Source organism: Neobacillus sp. KR4-4 (assembly GCF_042136325.1).
Classification (GTDB): Bacteria; Bacillota; Bacilli; order Bacillales; family Cytobacillaceae; genus Neobacillus.
The window spans coordinates 1-17,721 of record NZ_JBHHJU010000032.1; the positions used below are offsets into that span (position 1 = coordinate 1).

General features: G+C 41.0%; 19 protein-coding genes and 1 pseudogene. 8 read left to right on the forward strand and 12 right to left on the reverse strand.

Translation table 11 applies throughout. The features are described 5' to 3' along the window. Window positions 1-125: 125 nt before the first annotated feature. The 4 genes and pseudogenes from ACE198_RS23775 to ACE198_RS23790 form a co-directional block, all read left to right on the forward strand. A pseudogene (locus tag ACE198_RS23775) lies at window positions 126-932 on the forward strand (sigma-54 interaction domain-containing protein); the annotation flags it as partial. Window positions 933-1,009: 77 nt separating this feature from the next. Beyond that, window positions 1,010-1,285, forward strand: coding sequence for a (2Fe-2S)-binding protein (locus tag ACE198_RS23780; protein WP_251461294.1), 276 nt, complete (start codon window positions 1,010-1,012; stop codon window positions 1,283-1,285). Next, window positions 1,278-1,610: a (2Fe-2S)-binding protein gene (locus ACE198_RS23785; protein ID WP_375377283.1), complete on the forward strand. Its 333-nt coding sequence runs from the start codon at window positions 1,278-1,280 to the stop codon at window positions 1,608-1,610. The genes ACE198_RS23780 and ACE198_RS23785 overlap by 8 nt, the downstream gene beginning before the upstream one ends. Beyond that, window positions 1,607-2,845: an NAD(P)/FAD-dependent oxidoreductase gene (locus ACE198_RS23790; protein ID WP_375377284.1), complete on the forward strand. Its 1,239-nt coding sequence runs from the start codon at window positions 1,607-1,609 to the stop codon at window positions 2,843-2,845. The genes ACE198_RS23785 and ACE198_RS23790 overlap by 4 nt, the downstream gene beginning before the upstream one ends. 145 nt (window positions 2,846-2,990) lie before the next feature. Here the strand turns inward: ACE198_RS23790 and ACE198_RS23795 are convergent, their stop codons facing one another. The 7 genes from ACE198_RS23795 to ACE198_RS23825 all read right to left on the reverse strand — a co-directional run bounded on the left by ACE198_RS23795 (window position 2,991) and on the right by ACE198_RS23825 (window position 9,160). Continuing rightward, on the reverse strand, window positions 2,991-3,878 hold the full coding sequence (locus tag ACE198_RS23795; protein ID WP_375377285.1) for a cysteine hydrolase family protein: 888 nt from the start codon (window positions 3,876-3,878) through the stop codon (window positions 2,991-2,993). 203 nt (window positions 3,879-4,081) lie between these two features. Then, the gene (locus tag ACE198_RS23800) at window positions 4,082-5,023 is read right to left on the reverse strand and encodes a diacylglycerol kinase (protein ID WP_098571052.1); all 942 of its coding nucleotides are present in this window, start codon (window positions 5,021-5,023) and stop codon (window positions 4,082-4,084) included. Window positions 5,024-5,204: 181 nt separating this feature from the next. Further along, on the reverse strand, window positions 5,205-6,125 hold the full coding sequence (locus ACE198_RS23805; protein WP_375377286.1) for a hypothetical protein: 921 nt from the start codon (window positions 6,123-6,125) through the stop codon (window positions 5,205-5,207). An 84-nt stretch (window positions 6,126-6,209) separates the two neighbouring features. After that, on the reverse strand, window positions 6,210-7,289 hold the full coding sequence (locus ACE198_RS23810; protein WP_375377287.1) for a DUF6677 family protein: 1,080 nt from the start codon (window positions 7,287-7,289) through the stop codon (window positions 6,210-6,212). Further along, window positions 7,286-7,807, reverse strand: coding sequence for an anti-sigma factor (locus tag ACE198_RS23815; protein ID WP_251461290.1), 522 nt, complete (start codon window positions 7,805-7,807; stop codon window positions 7,286-7,288). Before ACE198_RS23815 ends, ACE198_RS23810 begins: the two co-directional genes overlap by 4 nt. Beyond that, on the reverse strand, window positions 7,804-8,454 hold the full coding sequence (locus ACE198_RS23820; protein WP_375377288.1) for an RNA polymerase sigma factor: 651 nt from the start codon (window positions 8,452-8,454) through the stop codon (window positions 7,804-7,806). Before ACE198_RS23820 ends, ACE198_RS23815 begins: the two co-directional genes overlap by 4 nt. 67 nt (window positions 8,455-8,521) lie before the next feature. Beyond that, window positions 8,522-9,160, reverse strand: a complete 639-nt coding sequence (locus tag ACE198_RS23825) for a pentapeptide repeat-containing protein (protein WP_257148361.1) — start codon at window positions 9,158-9,160, stop codon at window positions 8,522-8,524. A gap of 257 nt (window positions 9,161-9,417) precedes the next feature. On the opposite strand from ACE198_RS23825, the gene plsY reads away from it, so the two are divergent. Beyond that, on the forward strand, window positions 9,418-10,044 hold the full coding sequence (plsY, locus tag ACE198_RS23830) for a glycerol-3-phosphate 1-O-acyltransferase PlsY (RefSeq protein ID WP_375377289.1): 627 nt from the start codon (window positions 9,418-9,420) through the stop codon (window positions 10,042-10,044). Window positions 10,045-10,110: 66 nt separating this feature from the next. On the opposite strand, the gene ACE198_RS23835 is transcribed toward plsY, so the two are convergent. Both ACE198_RS23835 and ACE198_RS23840 read right to left on the reverse strand, forming a co-directional pair. Further along, the gene (locus ACE198_RS23835) at window positions 10,111-10,278 is read right to left on the reverse strand and encodes a hypothetical protein (protein WP_375377290.1); all 168 of its coding nucleotides are present in this window, start codon (window positions 10,276-10,278) and stop codon (window positions 10,111-10,113) included. Between the two features lie 5 nt (window positions 10,279-10,283). After that, on the reverse strand, window positions 10,284-10,838 hold the full coding sequence (locus ACE198_RS23840) for a thioredoxin family protein (protein ID WP_375377291.1): 555 nt from the start codon (window positions 10,836-10,838) through the stop codon (window positions 10,284-10,286). Between the two features lie 227 nt (window positions 10,839-11,065). Between ACE198_RS23840 and putP the strand changes: the two genes are divergently transcribed. Both putP and ACE198_RS23850 read left to right on the forward strand, forming a co-directional pair. Further along, complete coding sequence (gene putP, locus ACE198_RS23845; RefSeq protein WP_251461288.1) at window positions 11,066-12,547, forward strand: sodium/proline symporter PutP; 1,482 nt, start codon at window positions 11,066-11,068, stop codon at window positions 12,545-12,547. A 224-nt stretch (window positions 12,548-12,771) separates the two neighbouring features. Further along, complete coding sequence (locus ACE198_RS23850) at window positions 12,772-13,203, forward strand: VOC family protein (protein WP_098571059.1); 432 nt, start codon at window positions 12,772-12,774, stop codon at window positions 13,201-13,203. A 419-nt stretch (window positions 13,204-13,622) separates the two neighbouring features. Here the strand turns inward: ACE198_RS23850 and gatB are convergent, their stop codons facing one another. The 3 genes from gatB to gatC are packed head-to-tail and all read right to left on the reverse strand — an operon-like array spanning window position 13,623 to window position 16,823. Next, window positions 13,623-15,050 (reverse strand): Asp-tRNA(Asn)/Glu-tRNA(Gln) amidotransferase subunit GatB, encoded by a 1,428-nt coding sequence (gatB, locus tag ACE198_RS23855; protein ID WP_375377292.1) that lies wholly within the window; start codon window positions 15,048-15,050, stop codon window positions 13,623-13,625. A 12-nt stretch (window positions 15,051-15,062) separates the two neighbouring features. Then, window positions 15,063-16,520: an Asp-tRNA(Asn)/Glu-tRNA(Gln) amidotransferase subunit GatA gene (gene gatA, locus ACE198_RS23860; protein WP_375377293.1), complete on the reverse strand. Its 1,458-nt coding sequence runs from the start codon at window positions 16,518-16,520 to the stop codon at window positions 15,063-15,065. Window positions 16,521-16,523: 3 nt separating this feature from the next. Beyond that, window positions 16,524-16,823: an Asp-tRNA(Asn)/Glu-tRNA(Gln) amidotransferase subunit GatC gene (gene gatC, locus ACE198_RS23865; RefSeq protein ID WP_026564693.1), complete on the reverse strand. Its 300-nt coding sequence runs from the start codon at window positions 16,821-16,823 to the stop codon at window positions 16,524-16,526. Window positions 16,824-17,058: 235 nt separating this feature from the next. On the opposite strand from gatC, the gene ACE198_RS23870 reads away from it, so the two are divergent. Next, on the forward strand, window positions 17,059-17,715 hold the full coding sequence (locus tag ACE198_RS23870) for a lysozyme family protein (protein ID WP_375377294.1): 657 nt from the start codon (window positions 17,059-17,061) through the stop codon (window positions 17,713-17,715). Window positions 17,716-17,721 lie beyond the last annotated feature (6 nt).

The following is a 17,721-nucleotide window of genomic DNA, read 5'->3' on the forward strand; positions in this document are numbered from 1 at the left end:
TTTAGTTAAATAAGACAAAACCTTCCAATCATCAGTTAGTGGAAGGTTATTTGGCATGCATAATTTTAGTATATCATGACTAAATTTTATTTTTTATTGAAAAATATTGACAAACTATTAGCTGGTTTATTTCTATCAACTGCGGAGCTATTCCTGAAACGTTATTTGAAAGCGAATTATTCGGCTATGAACGCGGTGCCTTTTCCGGTGCTGATCATAGAGGAAAAAAAGGAAAAATTGAACTCGCAAAAGGCGGCACTCTATTTCTTGATGAAGTTGGCGAAATGCCTTTAGACATGCAGGTCAAAATGCTTCGAGTGCTTCAGGAAAGAAAGTATTACAAAGTTGGCGGCGAAAAGGAACTGGAAGCTGATTTCCGGGTCATTGCCGCAACCAATAGGGATTTAAAGGAATCAATAAAAGAAGGTCAATTTCGCGAGGATTTATATTATCGGCTCAATGTTGTCAGCTTAAAGCTTCCTCCATTAAGAGAACGCAACGAGGATATCGTTGAACTGATTCATTATTTTTTAAAAGATTTTTCACTGCGCTATCAGCGCCCTATACATCAGTTTCCACAGGAAGTGATGAAGGAATTGTTTCAATATGATTGGCCAGGCAATGTCCGGGAGCTGCGTAATGTCGTAGAACGTCTTGTTGTTTTTGCTACAGATGGCGTCATTCGAAAAGAATATTTACCATTTCATTCGGGATTGATCCACTCGGCTGGGGCTGATAAGGACACTCAGGAAAACTCTATGGAAATGGACACAGAGATTTTGCCGCTTCAGGAGGAAATGGACCAGTATGAGAAGCAGGTGCTTGAAAAAGCATTGACATTAACCCATGGCAACAAATTAGAATGCGCGAAAAAACTGAGAATCACCCGAGCGACCCTCTACAATCGTCTAAAACGTCTCGGCTTAGGCTAATTTTAAATAAGAGCTTCAAAGTTGGTACGATTCTTGCATTATATTTTTACATATAATTAAAGAGGGGGATTTTCCAAATGACTAACAAAGAAGCACTTGTGATCTGTCGTTGTGAAGAAGTTACCTATGGTCAGCTTTTCGCAACAGCGGATGAATATCAATGCACAGCCAGGGAACTAAAGCTTAGAACAAGAGCAGGAATGGGTTTCTGCGGAGGACGTACTTGCCGAGTAACGGTCGATCGGATCATTGATAGTGTCGTACCGGATAAAAAAGAAGCCGAAATCCCACTTAAATATCAGCCTCCAATTCGCCCTGTAACTTTTGGAACAGTAGGTGAAAATAATGACTAGAATTATAGATCATCCTATTTTAGGAAAATTAGACGATAGAAAAAAGATTCCTTTATCATTTGATGGAAAAGAATATGAGGCACATGAAAATGAAACAATCGCAGCAGCCATGCTGGCAAACGGTGTGAGAACACTGCGTGTTCATGAGGAAGGCGGAACACCAAGAGGGTTCTACTGCAATATCGGTCATTGCATGGAATGCCGTGTAAATGTAAACGGTCAGGCCAATGTAAGAGCTTGTTTAACTGTTGTGAAGGAAAATATGGTTATTAACAGTGGGAAACAGCATCCTAATATTGTTAAAAGGATGGTGGAGAAGCAATGATAGATGTAATCGTAATAGGAGCTGGACCAGCTGGTTTAGCTGGTGCCATATCCTGTGCTGAAAATGGCTTAAAAGTAACCGTCATTGATGAATTTGTTAGACCAGGTGGCAGATTACTCGGCCAATTACACCAGGAACCGTCTGGTGAATGGTGGAATGGAATAAAAGAATCAGAGCGTCTGCACAATGAAGCTCAAAAACTATCAATAGATATCCGCTGCGGCGTTTCTGTATACAACCTAGAAAAAGATGAGGTTTCATGGAATGTTCATACCAATATAGGAACACTAACAGCTCCTTATGTGCTAGTGGCAACTGGTGCAGCTGAGTTTCCAATTCCTGTGCCAGGTTGGACTCTGCCAGGCGTTATGTCCATTGGCGCTGCACAGGTCATGACCAATGTACATCGTGTCGAGGTCGGAAAAAAAGGCATCATCATTGGTGCAAACATTCTAGCATTTGCGATTTTAAACGAGCTGCAATTAGCTGGAATTAATGTGGAACGCATTGTTTTACCTGAAAAGAGCCCGCTAAGCAAAAATGCCGGAGAACCAGAGGAAGTCATGAAGTCGCTTCTAAATGCAGCCCATCATGCTCCGTCAGCAATGTTGCGTTTTGGCAGCCGCTTTATGAAGAATGAGGGATTCCGCAAATTAGCAATGAAGTTTTTCCCAAAGAGCGGTGTTAAGGTAAATGGCACACCATTGCAACTTAGAAAAGCAGCTCTTGAAATTCTTGGCAAGGAGCACGTGGAAGGCGTCCTCACTGCAGATATTGATGTGAATGGAAATGTAATCAAAGGTACGGAAAAAGTATATGAAGCCGATTTCGTTTGTATCGCAGGCGGCTTGTATCCATTAGCAGAGCTTACGGCGGTTGCCGGTTGCCCATTCGAATACGTTCCGGAACTAGGTGGACATGTTCCGCATCATTCTGAAAAAATGGAAACTCCACTCGAAGGATTATTTGTTGCTGGAAATATCACTGGTATCGAAAGCGGGAAAATCGCCATGGCCCAAGGAACAACAGCCGGCATTTCGATTGCTAAACACGCTGGAAAAGGTAGCACTGTTATCAACGAAAAGCTTGAACAGGCAATGAAGAACGTTCATACTGTCCGTCAAAACGCTGCCATCCAATTTAATCCTGACATTGCAAACGGCCGCAGAAAAATTTATTTGCTTTGGGACAATCTTTATAGGAAAGAACAGGATTCCTTACAGGAGATAGGATGAATAAAGTGATTCTGGAATTACGAGCATATACTTACCACAAAAAATCTAACCGATAGATGTTACTAACCCACCACGCCTCTTATCAAAGCGGACAAAGGTGGGTCATTTTGTTTTTAGAAGAATGCACAAGAGAGGATTTCTTTCTCTAATAAAACTTAAGTTCTTTTGTTGTTGTAAGTTTGATTGGGTATTTTGCAGCTAATTTTTTGTATTCATCTTCTGTAGCTTCTTCAAAACCTGCTATGGACGATGTACAATCTTCTAAAACATAAATTATATAATCATTGTGATTGACCTTCTCAAACTCTTCTACAATCTGTTTAACCGTCTCTAGAACACAGTGAGACTTAGCCTCTCCACCAATAACTAACCTTTTATAATTCATCAATTGACTTAGCAGATTTTTATCTGTTAAATCTGTTTTTGAATATTCGGGTTTCACAATCCCATACATTTCGGATATAGGATTTAACCCTTTTATCACGTAATGTACATCCTTCTCTTTGTATAAAGAAAAGGCAAATAACAAATTAGATAATTGCGTTTCAATTGCGGCACCAAATGTACCTTGGAGGCAATGGTAACTCCAAATGATTAAGGATTTCTTTCCGGCTGCCTCAAGTTCACGTAGATACTCTATACTTTCCTTTTCTTGGTAAATAGGTTTCCAATTACCTTCCAACGCATCTTGATAGGTAATAACTGTAAAGGACTCTGGGTGCTGTCCTTTATCATTTATCCACCAAGCAGGATGGAATATTTGCTTCGGCTGATGAATATCTAAGCTCATAAATATGTCATCAATCACGTCAATATTTTCATAAACAAACTTGGCAAAGTTTCTTACGTCTTGATAAGAGTTTGCAACACCTAAATTCCCTTCTTCCAAGAAATCATTTTGGAAATCAATACCTATTACAGCCACTTCTTTATTAATTGTTGGATTAGACTTTAAACGAGCTAAATTCGGTTTATTTGTATTCGCCCTCCCAACTTGGTTAACATCAAATAATTCTTCAAATAAAATATTCAATTAGTTCACTCTCCTTAAAAACCTAATGTTATTAACTTCTTCACTTTGCGCCGCTCTTCAACCATTTTTCGCCCATGATACAAAATATTCTAGGGATCTTACACTTTTTCCTTTTTTAAAAAGCTTTGTTATAACTGTTTGTTGATTGCAATATTATAGCGTCCTTTTAAAAGAAAAAGCCCGTCCCAATGGAACGAACTTTCTTAACTATATCTTTTCCCTGCTTCCCAATCTGTTGGGCGGTCATTCGGGCGAATATCTTCAAGTGGCACAAACACCTCTAGGTGGCGATAGAGGTTTTCAAACTCAGCCGGTAACAATCCGCCAAATTCCCCATCCAAGTTTAATTGAACTTTTTCCGTCGCATGAACTTTAATCCGGTTTGCCTGTGTATAAATGACATTTGGATCATGAATATGCTCCCCTCGAAGAGCTAAGGTCGCTATCCGAATAAATTCAGCAAGATTTGTCTTCTTCAAGATCAGAAGCGAAAATAATCCATCGTTAATGGAGGCATCGGGTGCTAGTTTTTCAAAGCCGCCAATGGAATTGGTCAGCCCGACAAGAAACAGCATCGCTTCGCCTTCAAATAACTTCCCATCATACTCAATCGACACCTTCGACGGTTTAATGGAAGGAAGCATTTCCATCCCTTTTAAATAATAAGCCAATTGACCGAGCATTGTTTTTAATTTACTTGGTACTTCGTATGTAATCTCGGTGATTCTACCGCCGCCAGCAATATTAATAAAATACCGATCATTGATGCGCCCAATATCGACTGGAATCATTTCCCCTTTAGTAATGATATCTACTGCCGCTCCAATTTCTCTTGGAATTTGCAGAGCACGGGCAAAATCATTCGTCGTTCCTGCAGGAATAATCCCTAATTTTGGACGATATTCCTGCTCAGCGAGACCGTTAACCACTTCATGAATAGTTCCGTCACCGCCAGCTGCAATAACAATATCATACTTTCGCTCAACAGCTATCCGTGCTGCTTCCGTCGCATCCCCTGCACCTGTAGTCGCGTGACATGATGCTTCATATCCAGCCATTTCTAGCTTTTGAAGAATCTCTGGAAGATTCCGCTTTAGAATTTCACGTCCTGAGGTAGGATTGTAAATCAGTCTTGCTCTTTTCATCGTTTCATCATCCTATTTTTGAAATCAACATCGGTAATAGCTATCCGCTCACTTCAATATTCTACCAATTATTATTCTTACTTACAAACTTCAAGACATGCGTATATACTAAATTACCTTCAAACATCCATCTTATATCATAACGTTTTTTTATTTATTTGCAAAAATAGACTCAAGATTTTTACTGATTCGTTTGCAGACTAATATCATAGGCATCCGTAATACTGATGTGGTACTTTCCTGCACCAGACTGATAAACAGCATCTTTCCGGCCGTTATCTATACCATCAGCTGTCTTCACCTCTGTCACTTTCCAGTCTCCATCTTTCCCTCTAACCTCACCTACACCCACTGCAGCAATCTTTAAATTACCTTTTGCGGGTACATTAATCGCAAGGGATGAGGCTCTCTCGATACTCCAATCGTTCACAAGAGAGCGTGGTTTTAAGATAAGTGAATTATCACTGCCAATCACTTCAAGCTTCACATCATTTGGAATCAACAGTGTCGCCGCAACCTCTCCATTTGCATGGAATGGACCAATTTCGTTAGGAAGTGACTTCATGCTTAAATAAAGTGTATCCCCCTTTTGATTAGCGGAAACCATATCCTCTGCATTTTTTAAAAGTTCTCCTTTTTTGGAGGTTTGCACCCGATAGGTGCCGAACATCGAAACCTGTTTTTCATTAGTGGACTCGACCGTCATCTGATGGTCAACCGTCCTAACCACCACTCGTTTGATACTATCATTCATTTGATAGGAAAAAGCAGGCAATTCAAACGAGCGCTCTTCCCTTGCCATCACTTCTTCCGCTTTATCCAAGATGCCTGTCGTACTGACGATAGCAAATGCAATTCCCGCCATTCCGATGACACCTACAAAGAAGATACTAAGGAAATCATACTTTAGCACCGGCTTTTCCTGTCGCGACAAAAATAGGTAAAGGAGAATCTCTATCCCGAGCACGACCAATAATAGCGGCCACCAAGCCGTCATCACTTGGACAAGTTCTAACCCCAAAAACTTTGAAAAGAAGAGAAAGAGGCCAAGAAATACAAGCGAGGCCCCCATTGAAAATGTCCCAACACGCCAAGTTCTCATGCTTCAATCCCACCCTTTCTTTTTCTAAAAAGGAACCCAATCCCCAATCCGATGATTGCTGCGCCAGCAATGGCTTTTCCCCACTTACTCATGCTTTTTTGCCTCCCGTTTTTGTTTGCTCCCAGATAAAAGCTTAATTCCCCCGCCAATCAATAAGATACAAACAAGCCCTGTTTGAAGATATCCTTGTACCCAATACATTACATCGATATTCACCAGCCTGTTAAGGAATGATGAAAAAGCAGGCAGCAGGACGTTCATCACGAGATAGTAAAGCCCCATTAAGACTAGGCCAATCCCAACCCATTTTTGATGATTAATGAAATACGAAATAATGGGGACATCTTCAATCGTTTCTTCGCCGTACCTTGATACCTTTTGCATCGCATCAAAAAAGCTATAAAACCAGATAATCGGAATTAAAAATAAAAAGATCCCAAGTCGTAACGTATCTAAAATATAAATAGAAAACAGAAACGCGGCCATTAATTGGATTCCGCGGCGCTGTAAGCCAAGATACAAATGTCCTGCTCCCGGAAAGATGGCAAGAAAGGTGGCAATCGATTTGCTCTTTTTACCATCTTCACGGCGCATCTCAAAGTCTTCAAATATTGTACGGTCAACAAGTTCCTCTCCGCGTTGTTTTTTGTTTACCTGCTGGACGGCATCAAAAAATCCATACACCCAGATAATTGGGAGAGCGGCCAGAAAGACCATAAATTCAGCTCGGTTGGATAAGGCTGTCACAAATATGACCATGACTCCTAATCCTAGGAATGTCGCCAAAAGCGTTAATCCCCTGGTCATTAATCCAATTTGGAAGTGGCCTAAGCCCGGTATAAATGATAGAACAATCGTATAAAACCGTTCTGAATCTTGGGTAGCCTGGTTCGGCTGCCCTTCTAGATTAACTGACTTCAGAGCCTTCTTATGTTTGGAAACCTGCACCCCCATATCAATAAAACTGACAAGATAAAGGAATATTCCTAACATAAAGGTCACGATAGCAACTTCCTCGTTATTTGTTAATAACCCAATAACAGTGACGAACGCTAATCCAATCACAGTCAATAGATAAAGTACGCCGCGAAACATATTACCGAAATAAATATGGCCAAGACCCGGAAATAGGGACAAGGTCAATGCCTTTGTCGGATTTTTCATTTCTTATTTGCCTCCTTTTTTTCTAGTGAATCCATCCATGCAAAAGTTTTATTAATAACGCCCTCCGTCACCGAAGGCTTCTTTTCCTGAATTTGCGGCTTATCAATCGAATTCGCATACGCCGCTAGCGACTGAAAGACCCCTGAAAAAGTTAATAATAATGTCGCAGCCGCGGCCAATAAATAATGAAACACCGCTTGCTGATAAAAAGGTTTTTCCTTCATTTTGGTGTCAATTTTGGTGTCAGGCACCGAAGGAACTATTGAGATAGTGTTTAGGTTTCTAACGGTGTCAGGCACCATAGTTTTCTGCTTCGAAACCTCTGCCATGACCAATTCGGTAAAGCCACTGCTGTCTGAGAGAGTTGGAAGGGATGGTTCACCGGCTTCTACAGCTAGTAAATATTGGGTAAGGCATTGATCACACGTGTATAAATGGTTTTCTAAGTCCTCTTTGGTCTTCTCATTGACTTCGTCATTAACGTATTGCAACCACTCTTCAAAACTGTAATGCTTCATGAAAAATCATCCTCCTTCCAATTCTTTCTCATCCAATGGCGGGCCCGGTACAGCTTCGTTTCAATTGTTTTCACCTGTACGTTTTGTTCGTCAGCCATTTGCTGATAGCTCTTTTCAGCGATGTAAAATCCGTATATCACATCACGGTAATTTTCGGGCAGTTCATCAAGCTTTTTCCTAACGAGCCTTCTCCGGTCTAGTTCGAAAATCTCCTCCTCCACACTGTCTTTCGGCGACCCTGCTGACTGCTGCTCGAGGTCTTCTGCCACTTCCTCTCGTCTTCTCACCTGTTTTCGTTTTACATCTATCGCATGATTAACCGCAATTCGCGTTATCCACGTTTTAAATCCTTGATTTTGGTATTGGGGGAGAGAAGTATAGATTTTCATAAATACTTCCTGTGCGGCATCTTCTGCTTCCTTTTGATCACGAAGCACAGCAAAGATGGTCCGGAACACATCGTTGCTGTATTTCTCAACCAAAAGTCGAAAAGCCTGGTCACTGCCGTCCAGCACATTTTCTATTAAGGCTGTATCATTAATCGTTCTCTCCCCCTTTCTTTTTTTTGTTTCTACATAATAGACGAGAGGATCGAAACCTACCCCTACACTATTTTTAAAAAAATTTTTTTCAATTCTCTTCATCATACCATGAGATTGAACCTAAAAACCGTGCGGGCAGCGCCCGCACGGTGTTATCAAATATAAAAGGAGATTACTCCTTAATTTCCAATCCTAACAGCCTCGCAAATCCTATCGCCTGATCGGCAGAAACTTTGCAACCGGCCACACTATCCAGTGATAGATTTAAACGGTTAAACGTACAAGTACTCAGGTCCACACCAGACAATGTCGTTCCAGTAAAATTCACATCATCTAGATCGCAATCTTTAAAGTCAAGTTTATTAAATTTAGCTTCGTAGAAATCTGCACTGCGAAGGGAGCAATTCTCAAACTTCATTTCCTTCAAGTCGGCATAACCAAACGAACCCATATTCAGATTGCAGTTTTCAAACAAGACATTTCTAAGGGTAGCATCTGCAAGATTTAATCCTAATAGTTTGCAGTCACGAAACTCGACCCGATGGATGATTCCATCCGTAAAATCCACATTGGATAGATCGCATCGTTCAAAAATCACATCGGTTAATTGAACAAAGCGAAACGATCCATCGAGGAAGGTCACATTTTTAAATACCACCTCTTCGAATCTCACTTTTTCAACCTCCTCTTGGGAGATCGAACAGTCGCTAATGATCGCCATGTTAATATATGAATCTTCTCTATCGTTATAATCAAATGGAGTTAAATTGGAGGGCATTTTCGGTTTTTGAATTTTTAGCTTCTGACTCAAATCGATCATCCTTTTCATGGGTATTAAAGGTATTTCATCTCAATAGAAGAACTAGACGGCCCATTAAGGCCACCGGAATATCTGCTCAAGAACTTGCATAAGTATTAGCAACTTGGCCGAAATAAATCTATACCATCTCTCAAATGCTCCCTTTTCTTTACAGAAATTGAGAATTCAACAAAATACTACCACTGATATATGATAAAATCTATTAATAATGCAATTTTACTAAAATAATAGCCAAGGGAATGATGCATATGTTGTGGTTGTTGCTTTTGGCTTCCTATTTAATCGGAAGCGTTCCCACAGCTTTGATTGTGGGCAAGTTGATCTTTGGAGTGGATATCCGCGAACATGGCAGTAAAAATCCAGGGGCCACCAATACCCTAAGGGTTCTTGGTAAGAAATCTGCCATTTTCGTCCTGATTATTGATATTGCAAAAGGGGCTTTGGCAGCATCACTGCCCATGTACTTTAACTTAGACGCAAATCCCCTTTATTTTGGCCTCACAGCTGTTGTTGGTCATTGCTTTCCAATTTTTGCAGGCTTCAAAGGAGGAAAGGCAATCGCAACCACCGCCGGGGCTTTGTTAATCGCCAATGTCTATCTCCTGATCATCGCGTATGTTGCTTTCTTTTTAGTTATCTTTATAACTAAGTATGTATTCTTTGGCTCCATTACGGTTGGCATTAGTCTTCTCATCTATTCTTTAGTATCTTCTAAGATCGAAATGGAACTTATCTTTATATTTTTCTCGCTATTCTTGATTTATTTGCATCGCTCCAACATCCGCAATTTTATTTTGGGCATCGAGCCCAAAATAAATGATAAAAATTTGATCAATGACCGCATCCCGCCAAAGGGCGGCGGCTTTAAAATGTAATTAAAAGGATCCCTAGACAGTTATAACTACCTAGGGATCCTCTTTTTTTATTTTGGCTGTGTTAAACTAGTCTGTTGATTTCCGTTCCAGGCACTTCGCTTTCCGCGGGCGTGCCGGGGAGCCTCCTCGTCGCTGCGCTCCTGCGGGGTCTCCCCTGCCCCGTACTCCCGCAGGAGTCTTCGTGCCCTCCACTCCAATCAACAGGGTGCTAAAATCAACATTATCCTTTAACACAGCCTTTATTTTAAAAGTGTCGCCAGGATACTATTGGCAACGGTTTGCCAAATGGAGGCATCTCTTTGATAGGTTGCTCTAAGGCTCTTAAACAATTCTGTTTGTTTCGCTTGAAAATCCTCTGCGTCCTTTTCTGGCAAGGCAGCACGCTTTTCCATTACGAAAGCCTGCAACTCAGGAGCTCTTGGCCCCCAGACACCAACCTCATCCCCTTCTTCATTAATAAAAATAAAGATAGGTATGGCTCTCGATGTTCCATTGGTTAAATATTGGTCCATTAACTCCAAATTCGAGTCGCGGAGTACAAAACGAACTTCTATCCCAGCCGCTTCAGCTATTTTCAGCAAAATGGGGTTATTCAGCATCGCATCGCCACACCAATCTTCTGATAGGACAATCGCACGTAAGTTTTGCGACCTTAATGCCTCGAGCCGATTCTTATCCTCTTCCGTTAAGGTGAAGCCCTCATAGATCGTAAGCATATCCTCTTTATTGGTAGTCATAGCATTTATGTACCCATCAACAGTCAATCCTTTTTGAAACCATTGGTTTAAATCCATTTTTTCTGCACCTCTCTCATTTTCTCCTATGATAGTCGTTTTAAGAACTTGTTACAATAGAACTGCTTATGGATACCCACCGTTGTTATACTACAAGCATTTTTTCCTATTTCAAAAAAACTATATTTTTACACTAGTATTAGAAATTTATAGTTGATAGAATATTTTATATATAGGAAATATTATTATAAATATTTTCTACGATAAGACAATCAAGGAGGAAACCTATGTCTAATGAATCACTACAACTACTTTCGATTGGAATCTATATTGCCGCCATGCTATTTATCGGTTGGTACTCTTATCGAAAGACTAGCAATCTTACAGACTACATGCTTGGAGGGCGGTCTTTAGGACCCGCTGTAACTGCTTTAAGTGCAGGGGCAGCTGATATGAGCGGATGGCTTCTAATGGGATTACCCGGCGGAATTTATGTAACCGGTTTAGCCGATGCGTGGATCGCCGTTGGTTTAACGATTGGCGCTTATCTTAACTGGCTATTAGTTGCACCTCGCTTGCGATCTTACACTCAAGTAGCCAATGATTCAATCACGATTCCAAGCTACCTTGAGAACCGTTTTAAAGACAACACAAAACTACTCCGTATTGTTTCAGGTATTGTTATTCTTATTTTCTTTACTTTCTATGTTTCATCAGGAATGGTTTCTGGAGCTGTCTTTTTTGAAAGTTCATTTGGGACAAGCTACCATACCGGACTTCTTATTGTTGGCGGTGTTACGGTTGCCTACACCTTATTTGGTGGATTCTTGGCGGTAAGCTATACAGACTTTATTCAAGGGTTAATGATGTTGATCGCCCTTGCTCTTGTTCCAGCAATTGGTATCTTCCACACAGGAGGCCCTGCTGAAACGATGGAAACGATTCGCGCGATAGACCCAACAAAACTTGATTTATTAAAAGGGACAACCTTTTTAGGCATTATTTCAGCAATGGCCTGGGGGCTTGGCTATTTTGGACAGCCTCACATCATTGTCCGCTTTATGGCAATCAAAACAATTAAAGAAACAAAAAGCGCCCGCCGGATTGGAATGGGCTGGATGATTATCTCGCTTATTGGTACGATCTTTACAGGATTTATTGGTATTGCCTTTTTCCATAATAATCCGGAGCATATCTTAAAGAATCCAGAAGCAGTTTTCATTGAATTGAGCCAAATTTTATTCCACCCTCTATTCGCAGGATTTGCTTTAGCTGCCATTCTCGCAGCGATTATGAGTACGATTTCTTCCCAATTAATCGTTACTTCTAGTGCACTTGTTGAAGATTTATACAAAATGGTCATGAACAAAAATGCAAAGGACAAGCAACTGGTCTTCCTAGGGAGAATGGCGGTTCTTCTCGTTTCTGTCATTGCGGCTGCACTAGCATTCAAGCAAAATAGCACCATTTTAGACCTCGTTGCATATGCTTGGGCAGGCTTCGGTGCATCATTCGGACCAGTAATCTTGCTAAGCTTATTCTGGAAAAAGATTACGAATTGGGGCGCCCTTTTCGGGATGATCGTCGGAGCGCTTACCGTTATCATTTGGAAGAATGTCGGCCTTGGTGACACGCTTTATGAAATTGTCCCTGGCTTTGTTTTCAACCTTATTGTCGCTTACATTGTGAGTTTACTGACGTATCGAAAAAATGATGAGATTGAAAAGGAATTTACGGAAAGTGTTCGCTTGTTAAAAAGCGAAAAATAATAATACGCTCGGATCCCATTGATCCGAGCGTATTTAATTAATACCTCGCAGCAGTGCAATATACATGGTCATCCGTGTACCTCACTTTTTTAGATATTCACCTTCCTAAAATCTTACCATTTATTCGTTGCTTTAAACTATCAACTATTCCCCGGTTTGAAGGATAATATGAGTCATTGGGAGAAAATTAGATAGATAATCATTTTTTATGGAGGGATTTGCTCATGGTTCCACAAAGAGTTAGTTTGCTTACAATTGGCGCATATGATTTGCCTGTACTTAGGAAATTTTATCAAACGTTAGGATGGGAGGAAACGGAAATAAGCTCGGACCAATTTGCTGTCTTTAAAACGGCGGGCGTCTTGCTTTCGTTATACCCGATTGCCGAGTTAGCAAAGGATGCCGGCATTGAATTCACACGCTCTCCTGAGAGCTTTCATGGGGTGACCTATTCCATAAACGTAGATCAACAGGAACAAGTTGATACAACGATAGAAACCATTCGCTCAGCAGGGGCAAAAATACTGCGGGAGCCAAGTGATGTCTTCTGGGGCGGACGGATTGCCTATTTCGCTGACCCCGAAAATAACCTCTGGGAAGTTGCTTGGAACCCTACAGCCACTTTTGATGAGCGCGGTGCGATGATATCTTTTTAATTTCTATCATTCTACAAACTTTTCAGCGTTTATTTTGAAAAAACCCCATTATACCGGGGTTAATAGCAAAGTTAATCAAACGTTTGATTAGTACCATTTCAAACTAACCAAACGTTTGATTAGTTAGCCATGAAGCCTTATATATAAAGGGTAAAAGCCTTATATTGTGAAAACTTTTTGTCGACCCAGTTATCATTTTCTACGTAAAAAAGAAAAAACGTGTCGATACTAGGATTTCCATAGGGAAATTCTCAAGCATCGACACCATTCCCGATTGTTCCTTACTAACCAAACGTTTGATTAATTAAAGGATAAGCCCTTTTAACATATGGGTTTTTTCCCGGGAAATCGAGAAAAGAATGTCGAATTCTGCTCACCAAAATAAAAAGCTGGCAGACTGTATTCTGCCAGCTTTCGTATTAACGTTTTTGTAGTTCTTGCTGCAACAACTTATTAACAATTTGTGGGTTGGCCTGACCCTTCGTAGCTTTCATTAACTGCCCTACTAAGAAGCCAACAGCTTTATTTTTCCCATTCTTAAAGTCTTCAATGGATTGTGGATTCGCATCCAATACCTCTGAAATGACTTTAAGGAGGGTACCCTCATCGGAAATCTGAACTAGCCCCTTGTCCTTCACAATTTGCTCCGCATCGCCGCCGTTTTCGATTAACTCTTTAAAAACAGTTTTAGCAATTTTCGAAGAAATCGTGCCGTTCTCGATCAACTTAATCATGCTAGCTAGGCCTTCTGGAGTTAAGGCTACTTGGTGAAGTTCCTTTTGTTCCGCATTCAAGTATGCAGAAACATCCCCCATGATCCAGTTCGAGGCAAGCTTTGCATCCGCCCCGCCATTAACGGTCGCTTCGAAGAAATCCGCCATTTCTTTCGTAACCGTTAATACCTTTGCATCGTAAACTGGTAGTCCAAGTTCGTCTATATAACGCTTTTGACGTTGATCCGGCAGCTCTGGAATTTCCGCACGAATGCGGGCTTTCCAGTCCTCATCAATGTACAAATCCATTAAATCCGGCTCAGGGAAGTAACGATAATCATCCGAACCTTCTTTAACCCTCATCAACAGAGTAGCCCCCGTTGCTTCATCAAAACGGCGTGTTTCCTGCTCGATCTTCCCACCTGCAGCAACCACTTCTCGTTGACGTTTCTCTTCAAATTCAAGACCTTTGCGGACGAAATTGAAAGAGTTGAGGTTTTTCAGTTCTGTTTTCGTTCCGAATTCTTTTTGTCCCACGGGACGAATGGAAATATTCGCATCACAACGGAGTGAGCCCTCTTCCATTTTACAATCGGAAACACCTGTATATTGAATAATCGATTTTAATTTTTCAAGATACGCATAAGCTTCATCAGGTGTGCGGATATCCGGTTCGGAAACAATCTCTACAAGCGGAGTGCCCTGACGGTTGTAATCACATAGTGAATACCCTTTGCCATGGTTCAGCTTCCCGGCATCTTCTTCCAAGTGGATGCGCGTAATGCCAATTCGTTTGGTATAGCCATTTACCTCGATATCAATATAGCCATGTTCCCCAATTGGCTTATCAAATTGGGAAATCTGATAGGCCTTAGGATTATCCGGATAAAAGTAGTTCTTCCGGTCAAACTTCGTATGAGTAGCAACCTCGCAATTAATCGCCATCGCTGCTTTGATCCCGAACTCTACGGCTTTTTTATTAAGGACTGGTAATACACCAGGGTAGCCAAGGTCGATCACGCTTGTATTTGTATTCGGTTCAGCCCCAAAATGATTTGGGCTCGACGAGAAAATCTTAGATTCTGTTTTTAACTCTACATGGACCTCAAGTCCAATCACTGTTTCAAATTCCATTTTCTTCACCCCCTATAATTCCGGCTTTTCTTTATGAAAGTCTGTTGCCTGTTCAAATGCATGTGCTGTACGATAAATCGTTGTTTCATCAAAATACTTGCCGATGATTTGTAATCCTAAAGGTAACCCGCCATCAAAGCCGCATGGAACTGATATTCCCGGTAAGCCTGCAAGATTAAGAGGAATGGTTAAAATATCATTAATGTACATCGTTAATGGGTCTTCAATATTTTCACCAATTTTAAAAGCAGGTGTTGGTGTCGTAGGTCCGACGATCACATCATATTTTGCAAAGATATTTTCAAAGTCTTGCTTGATCAATGTACGTACCTGCTGTGCTTTTTTGTAATAAGCATCATAGTACCCTGAGCTTAATGCAAATGTACCAAGCATAATCCGGCGTTTTACTTCATCACCAAAGCCTTCTGCACGGGAATTTTTATATAAATCGATTAATGTTTCAGCATCCTTTGAGCGGTAGCCGTAACGGACTCCGTCGAAACGAGCAAGGTTGGCTGATGCTTCTGAAGAAGAAAGCAAATAGTAAGCAGCCAGTGCATACTTCGAGTGCGGCAAGGAAACCTCTTCCCATGTTGCACCAAGACCCTCGAGTACTTTTAAGGCATTTAAGACGGACTGTTTTACTGATTCGCTGACACCTTCACCAAGATACTCTTTTGGTACAGCAATTTTGAGGCCCTTCACATCACCAGTTAAACCACTCGCAAAGTTTGGTACATCCACATTTGCAGAGGTCGAATCCATCGGATCAAGGCCGGAAATGGCTTGAAGCAGGTAGGCATTATCCTCCACTGTTCTAGTAATTGGTCCAATTTGATCAAGGGATGAAGCAAAGGCAACGAGACCAAACCGGGAAACACGTCCATAGGTTGGTTTCAATCCTACGACACCACAAAAAGAAGCTGGCTGACGGATCGAACCGCCCGTATCAGAACCAAGCGAAAATAGGACCTCTCCTGCTGCTACAGCTGCCGCTGAACCGCCTGAAGAGCCGCCTGGAACTGTCTCAAGATTCCATGGATTACGTGTCGTTTGGTAATGGGAATTTTCGTTGGAAGACCCCATGGCAAACTCATCCATATTTAACTTCCCAATCGTTACTGTTTCTGCTTGTTGCAGTTTCTGAACAACGGTCGCATCATAAATCGGATCAAAGTTTTCAAGGATTTTACTCGCACAAGTTGTCCGAAGTCCCTTTGTAACTAAGTTATCTTTTAAGCCAATCGGCATCCCAAATAGCAAACCTTTGGCAGCCTCACTATTGATTTTCTCATCTAATGCTTTCGCTGATAGACGTGCCCGCTCTTCATCTAATGTTAAAAACGCCTGAACTTTATCTTCAACTTGTCCAATTCTCTTATAGGATTCATCGACAAGATCGGAAACTTTTAGTTCCTTCTTTGTAAAAAGTTCATGTAGATCTGAAACTTTATAATCAAATAAACTCACCTTTTAATCCTCCTTCCCCATAATCGATGGTACTTTAATTTGTCCGTCCTGATGCAGAGGTGCATTTTTTAGTACCTCTTCACGTGATAATCCAGGTTTGGATTTATCTTCACGCAAGACATTTTTCATATCCAGCACATGGTATGTAGGCTCCACATTTTCCGTGTCCAATTCATTTAACTGCTCAGCAAAGGTAATAATCGCATCCAGTTGCTTCGTAAACATGTCTGTTTCTTCTTCGGTTATGGCCAATCGTGCCAGATTGGCTACATGCTTTACCTGATCCTTTGAAATTCGTGACATAGTATAACCCCCTATCCCTTCCATCTTGTCATATCAATACTAATGATGATACCAAACTTTTCCGCTTCACCGCAATGATTCCTTCATCAGTATGGGCAAGGGAATGAATTTTTGTTCCTAATTCTTGAAATTTCAGTCTATTTTTCTCTTAATAATGCAAATTTTTTCTAAAAAGTTTATCACAGACTTTCTTGGCAACTTCCCTTATAATGGTCATGGATGGGAGGGCTTCTGAATGAAAAAACGTAAACGAAAGAAATTCAAAACCTTTTTTGTGCTGTTCATCCTTTTTTGCGCGTTAGCTTGGTTCCAAAATTATTTTCAACAACAAGGCTCCCTTGATATAGTGAATAACGATCCATTTGCTGATGTAAAAAAATATCAACCCCTCATACATGATGAATTAGCGAAATATCATCTCGAAAATCATACAACAGTTGTTGTCGCTCTAATGCAGCAGGAAAGCCGCGGCAAAGGCGGGGACCCTATGCAGGCGTCCGAATCGGCAGGGTTGGCAAGAAATACAATAACAGATCCGCAAAAAAGTATTCAGGTTGGTGTGAAACATTTTCAGCGCGTCCTCAGTTATGGGAATAAGAAAAAAGTAGATTTCCAGACCATTATCCAGTCCTATAACATGGGAATTGGCTACATTGACTTTGTAGCCCAGCATGGAGGGAAGCATAGTGAGGCGTTAGCGAAGGAATTTTCTCTCCAGCGGGTAAAAGAAAAGCCGACCATTTATACATGTGGCGGCAATAAAAATAATTTCCGCTACCCGTACTGTTATGGTGATTTCACCTATAGCACAAAGGTAACCAAAAATATTCAACTGTTAGCAGACAGCGTTCCTGTTACGGGTGAAGAAAAAACCACGGGTGAATCGTTTTAAGGATTC

Coding starts and splice junctions, on each gene's coding strand:
- ACE198_RS23780 (WP_251461294.1), top strand. CDS start 1,010: ATGACTAACAAAGAAGCACTTGTGATCTGTCGTTGTGAAGAAGTTACC.
- ACE198_RS23785 (WP_375377283.1), top strand. CDS start 1,278: ATGACTAGAATTATAGATCATCCTATTTTAGGAAAATTAGACGATAGA.
- ACE198_RS23790 (WP_375377284.1), top strand. CDS start 1,607: ATGATAGATGTAATCGTAATAGGAGCTGGACCAGCTGGTTTAGCTGGT.
- ACE198_RS23800 (WP_098571052.1), bottom strand. CDS start 5,023: ATGAAAAGAGCAAGACTGATTTACAATCCTACCTCAGGACGTGAAATT.
- ACE198_RS23805 (WP_375377286.1), bottom strand. CDS start 6,125: ATGAGAACTTGGCGTGTTGGGACATTTTCAATGGGGGCCTCGCTTGTA.
- ACE198_RS23810 (WP_375377287.1), bottom strand. CDS start 7,289: ATGAAAAATCCGACAAAGGCATTGACCTTGTCCCTATTTCCGGGTCTT.
- ACE198_RS23815 (WP_251461290.1), bottom strand. CDS start 7,807: ATGAAGCATTACAGTTTTGAAGAGTGGTTGCAATACGTTAATGACGAA.
- ACE198_RS23820 (WP_375377288.1), bottom strand. CDS start 8,454: ATGATGAAGAGAATTGAAAAAAATTTTTTTAAAAATAGTGTAGGGGTA.
- plsY (WP_375377289.1), top strand. CDS start 9,418: ATGTTGTGGTTGTTGCTTTTGGCTTCCTATTTAATCGGAAGCGTTCCC.
- ACE198_RS23840 (WP_375377291.1), bottom strand. CDS start 10,838: ATGGATTTAAACCAATGGTTTCAAAAAGGATTGACTGTTGATGGGTAC.
- putP (WP_251461288.1), top strand. CDS start 11,066: ATGTCTAATGAATCACTACAACTACTTTCGATTGGAATCTATATTGCC.
- ACE198_RS23850 (WP_098571059.1), top strand. CDS start 12,772: ATGGTTCCACAAAGAGTTAGTTTGCTTACAATTGGCGCATATGATTTG.
- gatB (WP_375377292.1), bottom strand. CDS start 15,050: ATGGAATTTGAAACAGTGATTGGACTTGAGGTCCATGTAGAGTTAAAA.
- gatC (WP_026564693.1), bottom strand. CDS start 16,823: ATGTCACGAATTTCAAAGGATCAGGTAAAGCATGTAGCCAATCTGGCA.
- ACE198_RS23870 (WP_375377294.1), top strand. CDS start 17,059: ATGAAAAAACGTAAACGAAAGAAATTCAAAACCTTTTTTGTGCTGTTC.